This window comes from Psychrosphaera aestuarii (genome assembly GCF_017948405.1).
Taxonomy (GTDB): Bacteria; Pseudomonadota; Gammaproteobacteria; order Enterobacterales; family Alteromonadaceae; genus Psychrosphaera; species Psychrosphaera aestuarii.
Genome location: NZ_CP072844.1, coordinates 2159595 through 2175487, shown reverse-complemented (window position 1 = coordinate 2175487; position 15893 = coordinate 2159595). Strand labels below are relative to the sequence as shown.

The following is a 15893-nucleotide window of genomic DNA, read 5'->3' as shown; positions in this document are numbered from 1 at the left end:
TAACAAACTAGTGCTAAAGGGGGAAGTAAATAGAAACACGAACGCGATGAATATAAGAAAATGAGTGATGTGTATAAGAAGTTAAGTTTACTTTATGGTGGTCCCAAGGTGCCGATGAAAACCAAACCCTTGAACAACCGACGTGTTCAAGGCGGACAGCATATCCTCGCCGTAGGCTTCTCGATTCACGCTGTTAAGCGAGCCGAGCTTGCGCAATAGCAAGGAAGATGACGTCCTTTATAAAAAGTATCGGCTCAGGGATATGTGTTTCCTGTCAAACACCCCAGGTACCATAATAAAGTACAACTTTAAACATAGAACAGCGCAACAAAATTACCAGAATACTTGAGTCCAGAAATTAGCTTATCTATGACAAAGCGGAATATAACATCTCAAACATTCAGTACAATGAAAATAGGGATTTGGATGACTCGAATGGACGTTTTTTTTACAAACTGAACGAAAATCCCACGGTTGCCGTAGAGATGGATAGCAATATTCGCTCAATACTTCTGATTTTACTTGGTTTCTATTACACTCAATGCAAATGAATCAAAGTAGCGAGTCCCAATGACGCATCAAGAACTAGCGCAAATATTAAATGAACAAGACTTTACCGCCACAGCCAGTGAATTTCACGGCCTATTAGTCGGTTTAATTTCAGGTGGCATGTTTAAAGGCTCTAAAGATTACCAAGAACATCTAGCAGAGCTGTTTAATAATGGCATGACAATTAAAGGTAAAATTAAAGTTGCGGCACAAGATATTGTTTCATCTATATATGATCAACTTGAAGCCGGCGAAATGGCCTTCGAAATTTTGATGATGGATGACGATGAGCCGTTGAGTGATCAAGCCGAAGAATTAATTAACTGGGTACAGTATTTTTTAGTCGGTTTTGGTTTAAATAAACGAGACTTAAAATTGGCCAGTAACGATGTGCGCGAAGTAATAGAGGATTTAACCAACATCACACGCATGGACTCAGAAATGGAAGATACCAACGAAAATCAAGCCGACTTTTATGAAGTGGTTGAGTTTATTCGTGTATCCGCTATTTTATGCCATCAAGAATTTGGAACTGAAACAACAGTGCCAGATGACTCTAAAAAAACCTTACATTAATTCCGCAAATCACAAAGAGGTGTAAATGATAAACTCAATTCCTGTTAACGAATTTGTAAATCGTCGCATAGCGCTTGCCGACAAAATGAAGAACAATAGTGTGGCAATTATTCCTGCTTCACGAGAGTTAACAAGAAGTCGAGACACAGAGTTTGCATTTCGCCAAAATAGCGATTTTCACTATTTAACTGGTTTTCCTGAGCCTGATGCATATTTAATTGTTGAGAAAGCCGACGGTGCGCATGCCTCAACTCTAATTTGTAGAGTAAAAGATAAATCAGCGGAAATTTGGCATGGTCGCAGGATTGGTAAAGAACAGGCGGTTTCTCAATTTAAGGTCCATCGAGCGTTTGATACAACGGAACTCGATGAAGCTGTAAAAGACGCAATAAACGGTAAAACGACGTTGTACTTTGCACAGGGTGAATATGACTATGCCGATGAATTGGTTTTTAACACCATGCACGAACTGCGAATGGGCCCTAAAAAAGGTTGGTCAGCCCCCACGGAAATTCTGGACCTACGTCCCGTTGTGCACAATATGAGATTATTTAAATCGGATGCTGAAATTAATGTAATGCGCAAAGCTGGACAGATTTCAGCAGCAGCACATCAACGTGCAATGGAGTTTTCGGCTAAACAGGTTAAACAAAATCGACCGGTTTATGAATATCAGTTAGAAGCTGAAATTCATCATCACTATGCCATGAACGGTGCTCGTCATCCTGCTTACGGGACTATTGTAGGTGGTGGGGAGAATGCTTGTATTTTGCATTACACCGAAAACCAAGATGAAGTTAAAAGTGGCGATCTAGTGTTAATTGACTCTGGTTGTGAACTCGAAGGTTACGCAGCTGACATCACACGTACGTGGCCAGTAAATGGTAAATTTACGGACGAGCAAAAAGCGATTTACAATGTTGTTTTAAACGCGCAACAAGCGGTATTTGATGCAATTTCTCCAAGCGCATCACTCAAGTCTATTACTAATGCCTCAATAAGAGCCGTTACCGAAGGCTTGGTTGAATTAGGCATTTTATCTGGCAATGTTGATGAGTTAATTAAAAGTAATGCACATCGTGCTTTTTATATGCATGGTTGCTCACATTGGATTGGTTTAGACGTGCATGATGTTGGCGATTACAATTTAGCAGGTGCCGAGCGTAGTTTAGAGCCTGGCATGGTTTTTACCGTTGAACCAGGCATATATATAGATAGTGAAGCTGACTGTGACGCTAAATGGCATGGCATTGGTGTTCGTATAGAAGACGATATTTTGATTACAAAAGATGGTTTTGAAAACTTAACGCAAAGTGTGCCAAAAACCGTTGACGAAATAGAATCTATATTCGAAAAAATATTTAACGCAAAGGACTAGTACGTGGCTGAGGCATTGTTGTTTGACGTAGTAATTTCTGGTGGCGGACTGTCAGGACTGTTAACGGCCATTGGCTTAAAACAAGAAGCGCCGTCTTTGTCTGTGGCTATTGTTGAGCCTGTGACGCAAACAAGCCAAGACAAGGTTCAGTCTAACTTCGATCAACGTTGCCTCGCGTTATCACATGGCTCACTCCAGCTATTAAACCATTGGCAAGTCTGGTCTGAACTTAAAAGTAACGGCTGGCCAATTGAAACTATTATCACTTCCGATCGTGGTCATATTGGCAAAACCATAATGCAAGCCAAAGACTATGGTCTAAATGCGATGGGGCAGGTCGCCTCGATGCATAATCTAGGTTGTGCATTAAAAAGCGTCGCTAAGCATTTTGATATTCATTGGTTTTGTCCAGACCATATTACGGATTTGATAATGCCGACCCAACAAAATGATTATGTCTTGCTGTCATTAAGTTCAGGACAGATGTTAACCGGCAAGTTGCTGGTGGTCGCAGAGGGTGGAAATTCGCCAACCCGAGATAAGCTGAACATTACGAACGACACGAGTGAATATCAACAAGCTGCGATAATTGCTAATGTCCGTATTGATCAATCGCCTAAAATATTAAAAAAGTACGATAGTAATGCCGCTTTTGAACGTTTTACTACAAAGGGTCCAATTGCATTTTTGCCAATTGCAGAAAACGAATACAACGTTGTTTGGACGCAGTCTCCTGATGAAGCTCAAGTAAACATGGCGCTTAATGATGTCGCATTTTGTGAAGCGCTTCAGCTGGCTTTTGGTTATTCCGCCGGTCGCATTACCGCTTGTTCAAAACGCGCTTTTTATCCATTAAGTCTTACTAAAGTTGAGCGTCTTGTTAGTCCTAGAACTGTGTTATTGGGCAATACGGCACACACGGTTCATCCTATTGCCGGACAAGGCTTTAATTTGGGCGTTCGTGACATTGGCGTTTTAGTTTTTGAAATTAAACAAGCGCTAGAGCAGGGTAAAGATATAGGCGACTTTTCGATACTCAACGCGTATCAAAAAAATCGTTTAAATGACATTGAACGTATTACCGAATTTACCGATATGCTAGTAAGGATATTTGCCTTGCCGGGACGCTTACCGGCGCTTACCCGCACGATGGGATTAATGTCGTTACAAAAGTGTGACACATTACAACAGTGGTTGGCGTTACACTTTATGGGTAGCCACAAACAGTTCAATTTACCGTAGCTCATTAATGTAACTTCATAACAGACATAATAGACAGAGTTTTAAAATGATATCGACTGATATAGTAGTAATAGGTGGCGGTTGTGTTGGCTTAACGGCAGCGCTTGGTTTGGCACAACAGGGTTATAAAGTCACCGTTATCGACAAAGCGTCTGAGCATGTAACGTTAAGTGACGCTGAAGCTAGAGTGAGTGCCTTATCAATAGCAAGTCAGCAGATATTATCTAATTTGAATGCGTGGCAAAATATGGATGCGACGCGGTTAGCGCCATATCAATCTATGCGCGTTTGGGATAAAGAAAGTTTTGGCGATATCAACTTTGACGCACACGAGGTTAATCAAAGTCACTTAGGTCATATTGTCGAGAACAATAATATTCGTAATGGTTTAATTAAAGCAGCCAAAGAAGAGCCATTAATTACGTTAAAATTTGATACTGAAATTAACGCCATACACAATGATGTAGAACAAGTGGTACTCACACTGCAAGATGGTTTACTGATGGCAAAATTGGCGATAGCAGCCGATGGCGCGTTATCTTGGGTGAAAAAACAACTTAGAACACCAACCACATTTTCCGATTATGATCACCATGCCATCGTCGCGAATATTAAAACGACTGAGTCGCATCAACAGTGCGCCAGGCAGGTCTTTTTGCCACAAGGTCCTTTAGCATTACTACCTATGTTTGGAGCCGATCAACATGTTTGTAGCATTGTATGGTCAACGGCACCTGAACATGCAAAACAGCTTAAAACAATGAGCGATGCCGAATTTAATAAACATCTTACCGCGGCCACAGATAGCGTACTTGGTCCTTGTGAAGTGATTACCGAACGTGCCAGTTTCCCGCTAACGATGCGCTATACCCAACAATGGTTAAACAAGCGGGTTATTTTTATCGGTGATGCAGCACATACTATTCATCCTTTGGCTGGACTCGGCATGAATCTTGGTTTGTTGGATGCAGCAAGCTTAGCTCAATGCTTAACGGTAACGAATGAAAATGGCGATAAAACAAATATAAGTCTGACCTCTGGCTCAATAAGGTTAACGAAACAATTGAGAGAATTTGAGCGATGGCGCAAATCGGAAGCACAAACTTATATCGCTGCAATGGCATCGTTAAAAGAATTGTTTGAAGGTAAGAACCCGATAAAAAAACTAATTCGAGGTGTTGGCTTAAAGTTAACGGACAAAACGCCGTTCGTAAAAAATAAAATAATCCAACAAGCAATGGGATTGACCGGTGAATTACCTGTGTTAGCTGAAAATAAAGATAATATATAGCGCTAGAAAGATAAACGTCTGCAGCGTTTTTTTATAACTTTCAAACAGTTTGGTAAGTTAGTTACCGTTTATTTGTCATTAATATTACTAATCACCAACGCGTAGAGTTCTGTTTTTTTATGCGGTATACTCTGGCGCAAATTTTTACTGCAGTCCTTTACAGCACTCTTTTATTAAAAGGTAATGTTCATGAGCAACAGAACGGTTTTATTTGATAAACACATCGAAGCGGGCGCTAAGATGGTCGACTTTCACGGTTGGGAAATGCCAATTAATTACGGCTCTCAAATCGAAGAACACCATGCAGTTCGCCAAGATGCAGGTATGTTCGACGTCTCTCACATGACTATTGTGGACATTAAAGGCGCAGACGCAAAAGTATTCTTACAAAAACTAGTAACAAATGACGTTGCTAAACTTCAAGTGGCAGGTAAAGCTCTTTATACCGGCATGCTTAATGAAGAAGGTGGCGTTATTGACGACCTTATCATTTATCACTTTGACGAAACTTTTTATCGTATGGTTGTTAACTCGGCGACTCGTGAGAACGATTTAGCTTGGATAAACAAACAAAGTGAAGGGTTTGACGTAACTGTTACTGAACAACCTGATTACGCAATGATTGCCGTGCAAGGCCCAAATGCGATTGCAAAAGTAGCGACCGTTATTACCGCTGAGCAACAAGCTCTTGTTGAAGGCATGAAGCCATTTTTTGGTGTTCAAGCCGGTGACCTATTCATCGCAACAACGGGTTACACGGGTGAAGCGGGTTACGAAATTATTCTTCCTCCTGAGCAAGCTGCTGATTTCTGGCAAAAACTCATAGCCGCAGGCGTTAAACCAGCTGGGCTGGGCGCGCGTGATACGTTGCGATTAGAGGCAGGTATGAACTTATACGGCTCAGATATGGATGAGACTATCTCGCCATTAGCAGCGAATATGGCGTGGACTATTTCATGGGAACCAGCAGAACGTAACTTCATTGGTCGTGACGCCCTAATTAAGTTGAAAGAACAAGGTTCAGATAAGCTTGTAGGCTTAGTGATGGAACAAAAAGGCGTACTTCGTGGCGGCCTTAAAGTGATCACTGAAGCAGGCGATGGCGTAATAACGTCAGGGACTTTCTCACCAACGTTAGGCTACTCAGTCGCTATGGCTCGTGTTCCAAAAGGTGTTGAGTTAGGTAGTACAGTACAAGTTGAAATGCGTAAAAAGTTGGTTGACGTAAAAGTCGTTAAAGCTGGATTTGTGCGCAACGGCAAGTCAGTACTGTAATATCACAATAAATATTTGATTTGCTAGGTTGAACATTCTGCCAACTGCCATTATCTTTGCAAGTGGCTAACAAAATAGACAACCTAGTTATCTAAACAACTTATAAGATTAATAAAGAAAGATCCCTAAGGAACTTAAAATGAGCAATATTCCATCGGACTTAAAATACGCGTCGTCTCACGAGTGGGTACGCAACGAAGGTAACGGTATCGTTACTGTTGGTATCACAGAGCACGCACAAGAGCTTCTTGGCGACATGGTGTTTGTAGACTTACCAGATGTTGGCGATACGTTTGCAGCAGGCGACGATTGTGCAGTTGCAGAATCTGTTAAAGCTGCCTCTGACATATATGCACCAGTAAGCGGTGAAGTCATTGCCATTAACGAAGATTTAGAAGACGCACCTGAGAATGTAAACTCAGACGCATACGGTGACGGTTGGTTATTTAAGCTTAAGCTTGAAGACGAGTCAGAACTAGACGACTTATTAGACGCCGGTGGTTACGCCGACTCTATCGACGAAGACTAAGTCAACGTCAGAATATTTTAAAGCCTCGCTCGGATAATCCTGCGAGGTTTTGTCTATTTTAATTGTAGGAAATCTGTTAGCCATGTCAGAAAAATTTAGCCTATCGCAACTTGAGCAAAATGAAATTTTTATTCGCCGCCATATTGGTCCTAGCGAAGACGAACAGCTTGAGATGTGTAAAACTTTGGGCGTAAGCTCAGTTAAAGAGTTGATTGACCAAACGGTGCCTGGTTCTATTCGTTTACCAGAAGCCTTAAATATTGGCGATGCTCAAACAGAAGAGCAAACGTTGGCATACTTAAAGTCAGTAGCCAGTGAAAACCAAATTGCCAAGTCTTATATTGGTTTAGGTTATCACCCGGTTTCAGTTCCAAACGTAATTCAACGCAACGTACTGGAAAATCCAGGTTGGTATACGGCTTACACGCCTTATCAGCCAGAGATTGCACAAGGTCGTTTAGAGTCACTGCTTAACTTCCAACAATTAACAATAGACTTAACCGGTTTAGAACTAGCCAGTGCATCACTTTTAGATGAAGCAACTGCGGCTGCTGAAGCAATGGCGCTAGCTAAGCGTGTTGCTAAAGCAAAAAAAGCGAATACGTTTTTTATAGCAAATGACGTATTCCCACAAACTATAGACGTTGTTAAAACGCGCGCTGAACTGTTTGGTTTTGAAATTGTTGTTGATGCCGCTGAAAAAGTATCTGAATACGACATTTTTGGTGCCTTGTTCCATTACACTGGCCAAGAAGGTCAAGTTAATGATATCAAGCCGCTTATCGAAGCGACGCAAGAGAAAAAAGCCATTGCCATTGTTGCCGCCGACATCATGAGCTTGATCATGTTAGAAGGCCCAGCGCAATTTGGTGCAGACGTAGTACTTGGTTCAGCTCAGCGTTTTGGTGTACCAATGGGTTACGGTGGTCCACACGCTGCATTCTTCGCTACAACAGATAAGTTCAAACGTTCATTGCCAGGTCGTATCATCGGTGTTTCTAAAGACCGTCGTGGTAATAAAGCATTACGTATGGCTATGCAGACTCGTGAGCAGCATATCCGTCGTGAGAAAGCGAACTCAAACATTTGTACTGCACAGGTTTTACTGGCAAACATGGCATCATTTTATGCTGTTTACCATGGACCAAAAGGCTTAAAAGCCATCGCGCAACGCATTAACCGTTTAGCTGACATTTTTGCTTTAGGCTTAAAAGAAAAGGGCGTTAAACTTGTTAATGATTCTTGGTTCGATACGGTAACGTTTGAAGCTGCAAACAAAGAAGAAATTCTTGCACGCGCTGCTGACAAACTAGTTAACTTCCGTTCAGATTTAGACGGTAAGTTATCAGTGTCTATGCACGAAACGGTAACTCGTGCAGACATCATTGAATTATTTGATGTTGTTTTAGGTGAAGGTCATGGTCTTACTGTAGAAGCATTAGATGATGCAGCTCAAGGTTTTGATTCAGTACCAGCAGAATACACTCGTAAAACAGACATTCTGACTCATCCAGTATTTAATGCTTACCAGTCTGAAACTGAAATGTTGCGTTATATCCGCAAACTAGAAAGCAAAGACTTGTCATTGAACCACTCTATGATTTCTCTTGGTTCTTGTACCATGAAGCTAAACGCGACTGCGGAGATGATCCCTGTTACTTGGCCTGAGTTTGGCAATATGCACCCGTTTGCGCCAATGTCTCAAGCGCAAGGCTATCGTAAAATGATTGGCGAATTGTCTGACTGGTTAATTGAAATTACGGGTTACGACAACATTTCAATGCAGCCTAACTCTGGAGCACAAGGTGAATACGCTGGTCTTATTGCTATTCGTAAGTACCACGAAAGTCGTGGCGATCATCACAGAAACATCTGCTTGATCCCAAGCTCAGCGCACGGAACTAACCCTGCTTCTGCTCAAATGGCAAGCATGAAAGTTGTACTTGTTGAGTGTGACAAGCAAGGCAACATCGACATGGCTGACCTAAAAGCCAAAGCGGAAGAGCACAAAGACGCACTTTCTTGCATCATGGTAACGTACCCGTCTACACACGGTGTATATGAAGAAAGCATCCGTGAAGTATGTGACATTGTTCATGACAATGGCGGTCAGGTTTATATGGACGGTGCCAACATGAACGCACAGGTTGGCCTTACAGCACCTGGTTTCATCGGCTCTGACGTATCGCACCTTAACCTACACAAAACGTTCTGTATCCCACATGGTGGCGGTGGTCCAGGTATGGGTCCAATTGGTGTTAAAGCGCATTTAGCGCCTTTCTTGCCAAACCACCAAGTGACTAAAGTTGAATTTTTTGGCGACAATGAGATTGACGGATTGGGCATCAACGGTGGTCAAGATAATGGTGCGGTATCTGCTGCTCCATACGGCTCTGCTGGCATTTTACCAATATCTTGGGCATACATTGCCATGATGGGTAAACACGGTCTTCAACAAGCTACCGAAGTGGCAATCTTAAACGCTAACTATATTACTGAGCGTTTGAGCAAGCATTTCCCAATTTTATACCGTGGCCGTAACAACCGTGTTGCTCACGAATGTATTGTTGATATTCGCCCATTAAAAGAAAGCTCAGGCATTTCAGAAATGGACATTGCTAAGCGCCTAAATGACTATGGCTTCCATGCGCCAACTATGTCATTCCCAGTTGCTGGCACGTTAATGATTGAACCGACAGAATCAGAAGCTAAAGTTGAAATCGACCGTTTCATCGACGCGTTAATTTCTATTCGTGAAGAAATTGCGAAAGTAGAAAGCGGGCACTGGACGTTAGACAACAACCCACTTGTTTTTGCACCACACACATCGGAAGACGTGTTAGACCCAAACTGGGATCGCGCCTACGCACGTGACTACGCAGCATTCCCATGTGAAGCTGTGAAGCAAAACAAATTCTGGCCTACGGTTACTCGTATCGACGACGTATACGGCGACCGTAACCTGATCTGTTCATGTCCGGATATTGACTCTTATAGAGATGAATAAGATTTTTTGTCTACGCTTAATTAAGTTTGTGAACGTTTTAATAAAGTTTGTGACTTAGAATTAAATTTGTGACTAGATAAGAGTAGAAAGCGAGCCTCAATGGTTCGCTTTTTTTTATTTTCGCGTTTATAGAGGGAAACTTTATCGATTTGGGTTGTTTGTTTTGAACGAGGAGCGGACACTCGCTTTTAATTATGTTTCCTGTCTAAATGAAAAAACTGGTGTTAGTATGACGTTTTTATAACTATAGTTAGAGTTGCAAAGGATTATCGTGCATCCAGAAACAGAAATGTAGTTTAAGCAATCGAAAGCATGAAGCAGGAACCTAATTACGTTAAAGATTATATTTTCCCAATTGCGGGCGCATTTTTCACCTCTATCTTAGGCACTTTTATCACCCATTTTGCGTAAAGCGGTCACAATTATTATCATCTGTGGCATGTTGATATTCGCCTTGTTGCTAAATTAGTCTTTGGTAGTTTATTTGATAAAAATAGCTAATTTGACTTGATTTGTTATAAAAATAGGCGTTATGTGTACTCAAGTTTGGATTTCCTCTTTAAATTTAACACTAAATATAATAAGTTAGCTAATAAATATACAATTATTGGGAATTATACGAATGAACATAATAAAAAATATTGGTTTGGCACTTTTGTTCGTCGTGTCTACAAATGTGAGCGCTGGATTGATATCAGATTATGTTTTGGATGGTACGACAAATACTGTCTTCGATAATCGTAGTGGTTTAGAATGGCTTCGATGGGATCAAACGGATGGTATGACCATTCAGCAGGCGCTTTCAGCCTATAACTCCGGTGGTTGGCAGCTAGCATCTAATGCGCAGGCCGCTTATTTATTTAATACATTCGACTTATCTTACGGCACATTTACTTGGTCTGAAGAAGAGTCTTTTGACGGGGCTTTTAATAGTTCATCTAATGGACTTATAGAAGCAGCTGATGATCGCGAATTAATGCTTGTGAATTTGTTTGGCATTACATACGAAGAATACAATATGGGCATCGATCCTCCAGATGGTATGCAATACTCAGCGGCGTTTTTTGGTAGTGATTTAAACCGAGACGGCGGTTATAAGCGTATGTGGGTGATGGACGATTATGGTGTTAATCAAAGTAGTAAAGGGCGCGCTAAATTCGATATCGATAACTATACTAATCAATCTAGAACAAGAACGACAGGCGTCGCCCTTGTTCGTTCTGCTCCAGTAACGATATTTTCGAGTTTAGAAACTGTGCAGCCAACAACAAACTCTCCTGCAGGTTCAACTATCTCGGTTAATGAGCCTACAACGCTTGGCCTTTTAGCTTTAGCGATATTAGGCGTGGGTGTTAGACGAAATCGGCAACGCTAGTTAAAACCACTGTTGGTTTCTTACTCTAAGTAAATTCACTTTTATTTAACTTAAGCTCAAATGAAATAATGTTTATTTGAGCTTATTTTTTTGTGTTATTTTTGAACAGAATATGGAAATCTGTAAATACTAATTTATAACAAAACGTTAGGCTCTAGTATGCGAATGGTTTAATCCATTTATCAAATAATGATTAAATTTCAACGGATTTATTAATCGTTTTATCGATTTTGGTTTGTATTGAGCTAGAAATTAGCCCTAACGCATTTTTGGACAGAAATACGTGAGAGCAACGGACAACTCTGTACGTGTTGCAGCCACTCGGGAGTATCGAGCTCTAAATTTGGAAATTGCACAAACGGACGTTCACTAATTGCTGTTCAGGTGTTTCGGTTTCTATACCTGCTGTAGTTATAACCTCTAGAATAACTTAAGTTAAAGTGTTAAAAACAATCTACGTTTTAATTTTTATGTGTTGTCTGGGCATCTTTTACGTTTGATTTAAAAAGAGTTGCGGCTAATATACTGTTATGTTTTCTAGGAGTTAGTATGAGTTCTGCAGTATTGAGAAGCATACTTGCACCTGCCGTACTGATATTTTTTTATTCACTTTATGAAATGGGCATTCCGCGAAACTTAGACTCCCTTTTAGGTTTTTTGATGTTTTCAGTTTTATTTTTTGGTATGTACTTTTGTTTCTCAATGCTTGGGTGGGTTTTATTCGGCTTTCCAGCCCATTGGTTTATAACTCGATTTAGCAATGGCGGTTGTATTTTTTATATTGTTGCGGCGGCTATATTTACACTTATGTTGGCTTTCTTCTTAGGGGTTATCCAAGCAGCATTAATCTATGGCGTTTTTGCTTTATGTCAGGCGCTATTGTTTAAATATTATTTATCAAAACAAACAAAAACATAACAAGAGCCTCAATTCGCTCTCAAGTTCGCTCGGACAATTAACAATGGGTTATTGTCGCTGCGCTCAATAATTTTAACCCATTGTTAATTGCCGCTTAGGCAGGCGTTATATTTTCATCAAAGGACGGAGTCTAATATGGATAATTTACAGAAAAACATACTTTCCCTTTTAGCTGGTTGCCTGCTCTAATATTCTTTTATCCTCATTATCGCTGAAGAGGCCGCAATGCCAGTTCCGCAGTTTATTCAGGAAATTGGTGGTGCTGCAGCGTTTTACTTTTCATTACCTATTGTTTTATTCTTAATTGTATTTGTAGCGCTTAGCTTGCCACTTGTTTCAATGGCTTATGCAGCAATTCCGTCATTACTTATAGAAACATTACTTAGTAACAACGTACAAAAAATATAACAAGTGGTTAAAAATGGCCTCGTCACGGCTTGCCGAGCTCCTTCGTCGCAAAGTATAGCAAGCCCAAACTCGCTTCTTAATGAAGCGTTATGTTTTTTATCGAATGGATGTGTATATGAGTAATTCGACGATTAATAAAAGAATCTTTATGTTAAGTTTCGTACCTGTTCTAGGTTTACTAGTCACAGTTCTTTTAAATTTCATTGCTGGCCCCGGTTATACAACCTCAGTAAATCAAGGTGCAATTCACCTGTATTTTATGGGTTCTGTTATGTGGTCGGTATTTGCCTTTTTTACTGGGTTATATATGTATTCCAAATGTAGTTCTATGAATCACACTAAATTTATACTTGGAATTATATCGGTTAGTTTTGGTGTTGCTATGCCTTGGGTAATCGGTATGTCTTAGCAATCAAAACATAACAAGTCAATCAAGCAGGAAAATTTACAGTTGCCTGTTTTCACGATGTTCAACAATTTTAGCGCATTATTAATTGCCGCTCAGGCAAGCGTTATACTTCCCTAGACACTTGTTTAAACCAACAAATATTTAACCATTACCAGAGAATAGCGTTGCAACAACCAATTGATTTCACATGTCAATGCTGGCATACGTGTTCAATTTGATCAGTAAAAATATTTTATTACATATTCTTATAGAGTAGCGCTTTCTATAATTTTATTAATGGGTTAACTTATTCGGTCACAATAATATTAAGTGTCAGCGCATTTGCCCGACGTGCTGACTATTTTTAAATGGGCATGGAGAATAACAATGAAAAAACTATTATTAGCATCCGCTTTATTACTATCTATGGGCTCTGCTCACGCTGCAGATAAGGTTCGTTGGGATAGCGTTTCTGCGTCTTATGAGTCTTTAGATTTAGACGGGTCAAAGTTTACTGGCTTTGGCGTTTCTGGCACAAAGCTATTAAATGAAAATGTATTTTTAACAGGTAGTTACTCGTCAGTATCTGACGACGTGACGGTATATGGAAGCACGATTGATTTCGAACTTAATTCTCTTAGTGTTGGCGCAGGCTATCGTTATGCACTATCAAACACTACTGACTTTTTTGGTGTTGTTTCTTATGTAGACTTGTCGGCTGAGGTATCTGGCTTTGGTACATCTGGTGATGGAAGTGAGAGTGGCTTTGGCCTTGAAGGTGGTGTTCGCTCTTTATTAAACGAGCAATTTGAGTTGATGGGTTCAATCAGCTACGTAGACGTAGCGGATGATTCAGAAGTTGGTTTTGGTGTGAAAGGGATTTATCACTTTAATGAACAGTTTTCTGCTTCACTTGGTTATCAAAGCGGTGATGATACAGATGGGATCAGCGCAGCGGTAATTATGTTCTTTTAATATAACTGAATAACAAGTGACGTAATTCAATAAAATGAAGCGCCGGCATTATTAGCCGGCGTTTTTATTTTCTAAACGGTTAGTTTAAAAAACCACCATTATTTTGTATCATTTTCGTTCAATTTGTGGAAAGCTAAAACCACCAGAAATTGAATGTTTTAGAGCCCCTTGGCGCGATGAATACCATACCCAATGAGATATCGAATAAATTGAGGATCTTTTATCACTCAGTATTCAAAATAGGCCTCTTATTCTTGGTCATTTTTTCTGGTGTTTCAATAGCCAAATCGACTCCACTTAACACTAAGTTAGAGCTTGTTAACTCTGAGCTATTTATGCTTGAAGATCCAAAGCGCTTTATGAACGTTGATGATGCATTCGCTAAGTTTAAACGTGGTGATTTTGTTAAAAATGACGACAATAGAGTGAGCTTTGGTTTTACTAATAGTATTGTTTGGGCGGTATTACCTGTTACAAATTCGACTGACAAAGTAAAACCATTAGTTGTTAAAATTGATAACGCTTGGTTAGATGAAATTGATGTTTTCTTTTATGAGCAGAGTGTTTTAACCAAAAGTGTACAGCTCGGTGATACCTCATCTTTTATTGATCGAGAACGTCAAAAGCGTATGCCATCAGTGGTCTATACCTTCAAGCCAGGTGTGACTAATATACTATTTCGATTTAAGTCAGCCGATCCTATGACCATACCTGTTTATCTTGGTGATACGGATAGCGTCGATAAGTTTGAACAACAAAATGCTTATTTTTATGGTGCGTTATACGGCGCATTGATCATTTTACTAATCTACAATCTAGTACTTTATGCATATTCTAAAGAGTTAAGGTACAGCTTATATTCTTTTTATCTGTTTTCATTTACTGCTTTTAACTTTACTTACACTGGACATGGTTTTTGGCTGCTCTGGCCTACAGATGTTTTAAAACAACAGTGGTTAATGCCGTTGTTGATGTTTATTTATATTTGTTCCGGCGTTTTGTTTACAATTGAATATCTGCAGATTAAAAAATACTTGCCAAGGCTGTATTCATACCGCCACCTTATATATGGTTCATTGGCCACGGTAGGCTGCATTATCTTATTTGTTGGTAGCGTTTCTTTTGCTGTCATGGTGCAGCTCGTCATTCTTTCTACTATGGCCATTTGGATGTTGGTCATTGGCTATTATTCATATAAAAACGGAAACCCGTTAGCTAAATTTTTTGTGCCTGCAATATTAATAGGAACGTGCGGTGCTTTTATTTCAAGCATGACCACATGGGGCCTTCTCCCTTATACGCAGTGGGCGTTTAGAGGCATAGAAATAGGCATGCTTTTAGAAATGTCTTTGTTATCAGTATCATTTGGGTTTAATTTTAAGGTGGCGTACGATGCCCGACTCACAGCAGAACATTATGCCCGAATAGATCCGCTCACTAGTTTGTATAACCGACGCGCTTTAAATGAACTTGTATATCCAGTATGGAAACTAGGCGATCGCCAGCAGAGCCCAATGTCAATCTTGTTAATCGACTTAGACTGGTTTAAGCGGATTAATGATAAGTTTGGTCATGTAGTAGGTGATGATGTGCTAAAGCATGTTGCACGCGCTCTTAAAAAACGACTGCGGGTCTCTGATATTATCCTTCGGTGGGGAGGAGAAGAATTTCTTGTGTTTTTGCCAGATACTGACTTGGCGCAAGCAAAAAGTGTAGCAGAGCAAATGCGGCGTTATTTTGATGAAAATAATGTAAATGACTTTTCTAAGATTACGATAAGTGTGGGTGTCGCAAGTGGTACCGCCAATAAAACAAGCTTTGATGAGTTAGTGAAACTAGCGGATGAGTCATTGTATCAGGCTAAAAAAACGGGTCGAAATCAGGTGGTTTCAATAGATGAATTATCACCTGAGGTATCATGAAGATATCCTAAAAAAGTAAAATCAGCGCTTGATCTCAGACTTTGGAAATACGCTAAGTGC

Annotated in this window: 13 protein-coding genes and 1 other RNA gene; 13 read left to right on the top strand and 1 reads right to left on the bottom strand. The window is 40.2% G+C overall.

The genetic code is table 11. From position 1 onward, the window contains the following. Positions 1 to 96 precede the first annotated feature (96 nt). Positions 97 to 293: non-coding RNA, 6S RNA (gene ssrS, locus J9318_RS09885), on the bottom strand. A 277-nt stretch (positions 294 to 570) separates the two neighbouring features. Between ssrS and J9318_RS09880 the strand changes: the two genes are divergently transcribed. The 13 genes from J9318_RS09880 to J9318_RS09820 all read left to right on the top strand — a co-directional run bounded on the left by J9318_RS09880 (position 571) and on the right by J9318_RS09820 (position 15833). Continuing rightward, the gene (locus J9318_RS09880; protein ID WP_210559764.1) at positions 571 to 1125 is read left to right on the top strand and encodes a UPF0149 family protein; all 555 of its coding nucleotides are present in this window, start codon (positions 571 to 573) and stop codon (positions 1123 to 1125) included. Between the two features lie 28 nt (positions 1126 to 1153). Then, positions 1154 to 2503, top strand: a complete 1350-nt coding sequence (gene pepP / locus J9318_RS09875; protein WP_425314335.1) for a Xaa-Pro aminopeptidase — start codon at positions 1154 to 1156, stop codon at positions 2501 to 2503. A 3-nt stretch (positions 2504 to 2506) separates the two neighbouring features. Beyond that, positions 2507 to 3745 (top strand): FAD-dependent monooxygenase, encoded by a 1239-nt coding sequence (locus tag J9318_RS09870; protein ID WP_210559762.1) that lies wholly within the window; start codon positions 2507 to 2509, stop codon positions 3743 to 3745. A gap of 46 nt (positions 3746 to 3791) precedes the next feature. Continuing rightward, positions 3792 to 5036, top strand: coding sequence for an FAD-dependent oxidoreductase (locus J9318_RS09865; protein ID WP_210559761.1), 1245 nt, complete (start codon positions 3792 to 3794; stop codon positions 5034 to 5036). A 189-nt stretch (positions 5037 to 5225) separates the two neighbouring features. After that, positions 5226 to 6311 (top strand): glycine cleavage system aminomethyltransferase GcvT, encoded by a 1086-nt coding sequence (gcvT, locus tag J9318_RS09860; RefSeq protein WP_210559760.1) that lies wholly within the window; start codon positions 5226 to 5228, stop codon positions 6309 to 6311. A 139-nt stretch (positions 6312 to 6450) separates the two neighbouring features. Further along, on the top strand, positions 6451 to 6840 hold the full coding sequence (gene gcvH, locus J9318_RS09855; RefSeq protein WP_210559759.1) for a glycine cleavage system protein GcvH: 390 nt from the start codon (positions 6451 to 6453) through the stop codon (positions 6838 to 6840). 82 nt (positions 6841 to 6922) lie between these two features. After that, positions 6923 to 9847: an aminomethyl-transferring glycine dehydrogenase gene (gene gcvP / locus J9318_RS09850; protein WP_210559758.1), complete on the top strand. Its 2925-nt coding sequence runs from the start codon at positions 6923 to 6925 to the stop codon at positions 9845 to 9847. 622 nt (positions 9848 to 10469) lie between these two features. Beyond that, positions 10470 to 11222: a PEP-CTERM sorting domain-containing protein gene (locus J9318_RS09845; RefSeq protein ID WP_210559757.1), complete on the top strand. Its 753-nt coding sequence runs from the start codon at positions 10470 to 10472 to the stop codon at positions 11220 to 11222. A gap of 549 nt (positions 11223 to 11771) precedes the next feature. After that, positions 11772 to 12140 (top strand): hypothetical protein, encoded by a 369-nt coding sequence (locus J9318_RS09840; protein ID WP_210559756.1) that lies wholly within the window; start codon positions 11772 to 11774, stop codon positions 12138 to 12140. 225 nt (positions 12141 to 12365) lie between these two features. After that, positions 12366 to 12548, top strand: a complete 183-nt coding sequence (locus J9318_RS09835; protein ID WP_210559755.1) for a hypothetical protein — start codon at positions 12366 to 12368, stop codon at positions 12546 to 12548. A gap of 148 nt (positions 12549 to 12696) precedes the next feature. Beyond that, the gene (locus J9318_RS09830) at positions 12697 to 12957 is read left to right on the top strand and encodes a hypothetical protein (RefSeq protein WP_210559754.1); all 261 of its coding nucleotides are present in this window, start codon (positions 12697 to 12699) and stop codon (positions 12955 to 12957) included. 366 nt (positions 12958 to 13323) lie between these two features. Then, entirely contained in the window at positions 13324 to 13911 is a 588-nt protein-coding gene (locus J9318_RS09825) for an outer membrane beta-barrel protein (RefSeq protein ID WP_210559753.1), read from the top strand. Positions 13912 to 14165: 254 nt separating this feature from the next. Then, the gene (locus J9318_RS09820; RefSeq protein WP_244731619.1) at positions 14166 to 15833 is read left to right on the top strand and encodes a sensor domain-containing diguanylate cyclase; all 1668 of its coding nucleotides are present in this window, start codon (positions 14166 to 14168) and stop codon (positions 15831 to 15833) included. The last annotated feature ends 60 nt before the right edge of the window (positions 15834 to 15893 follow it).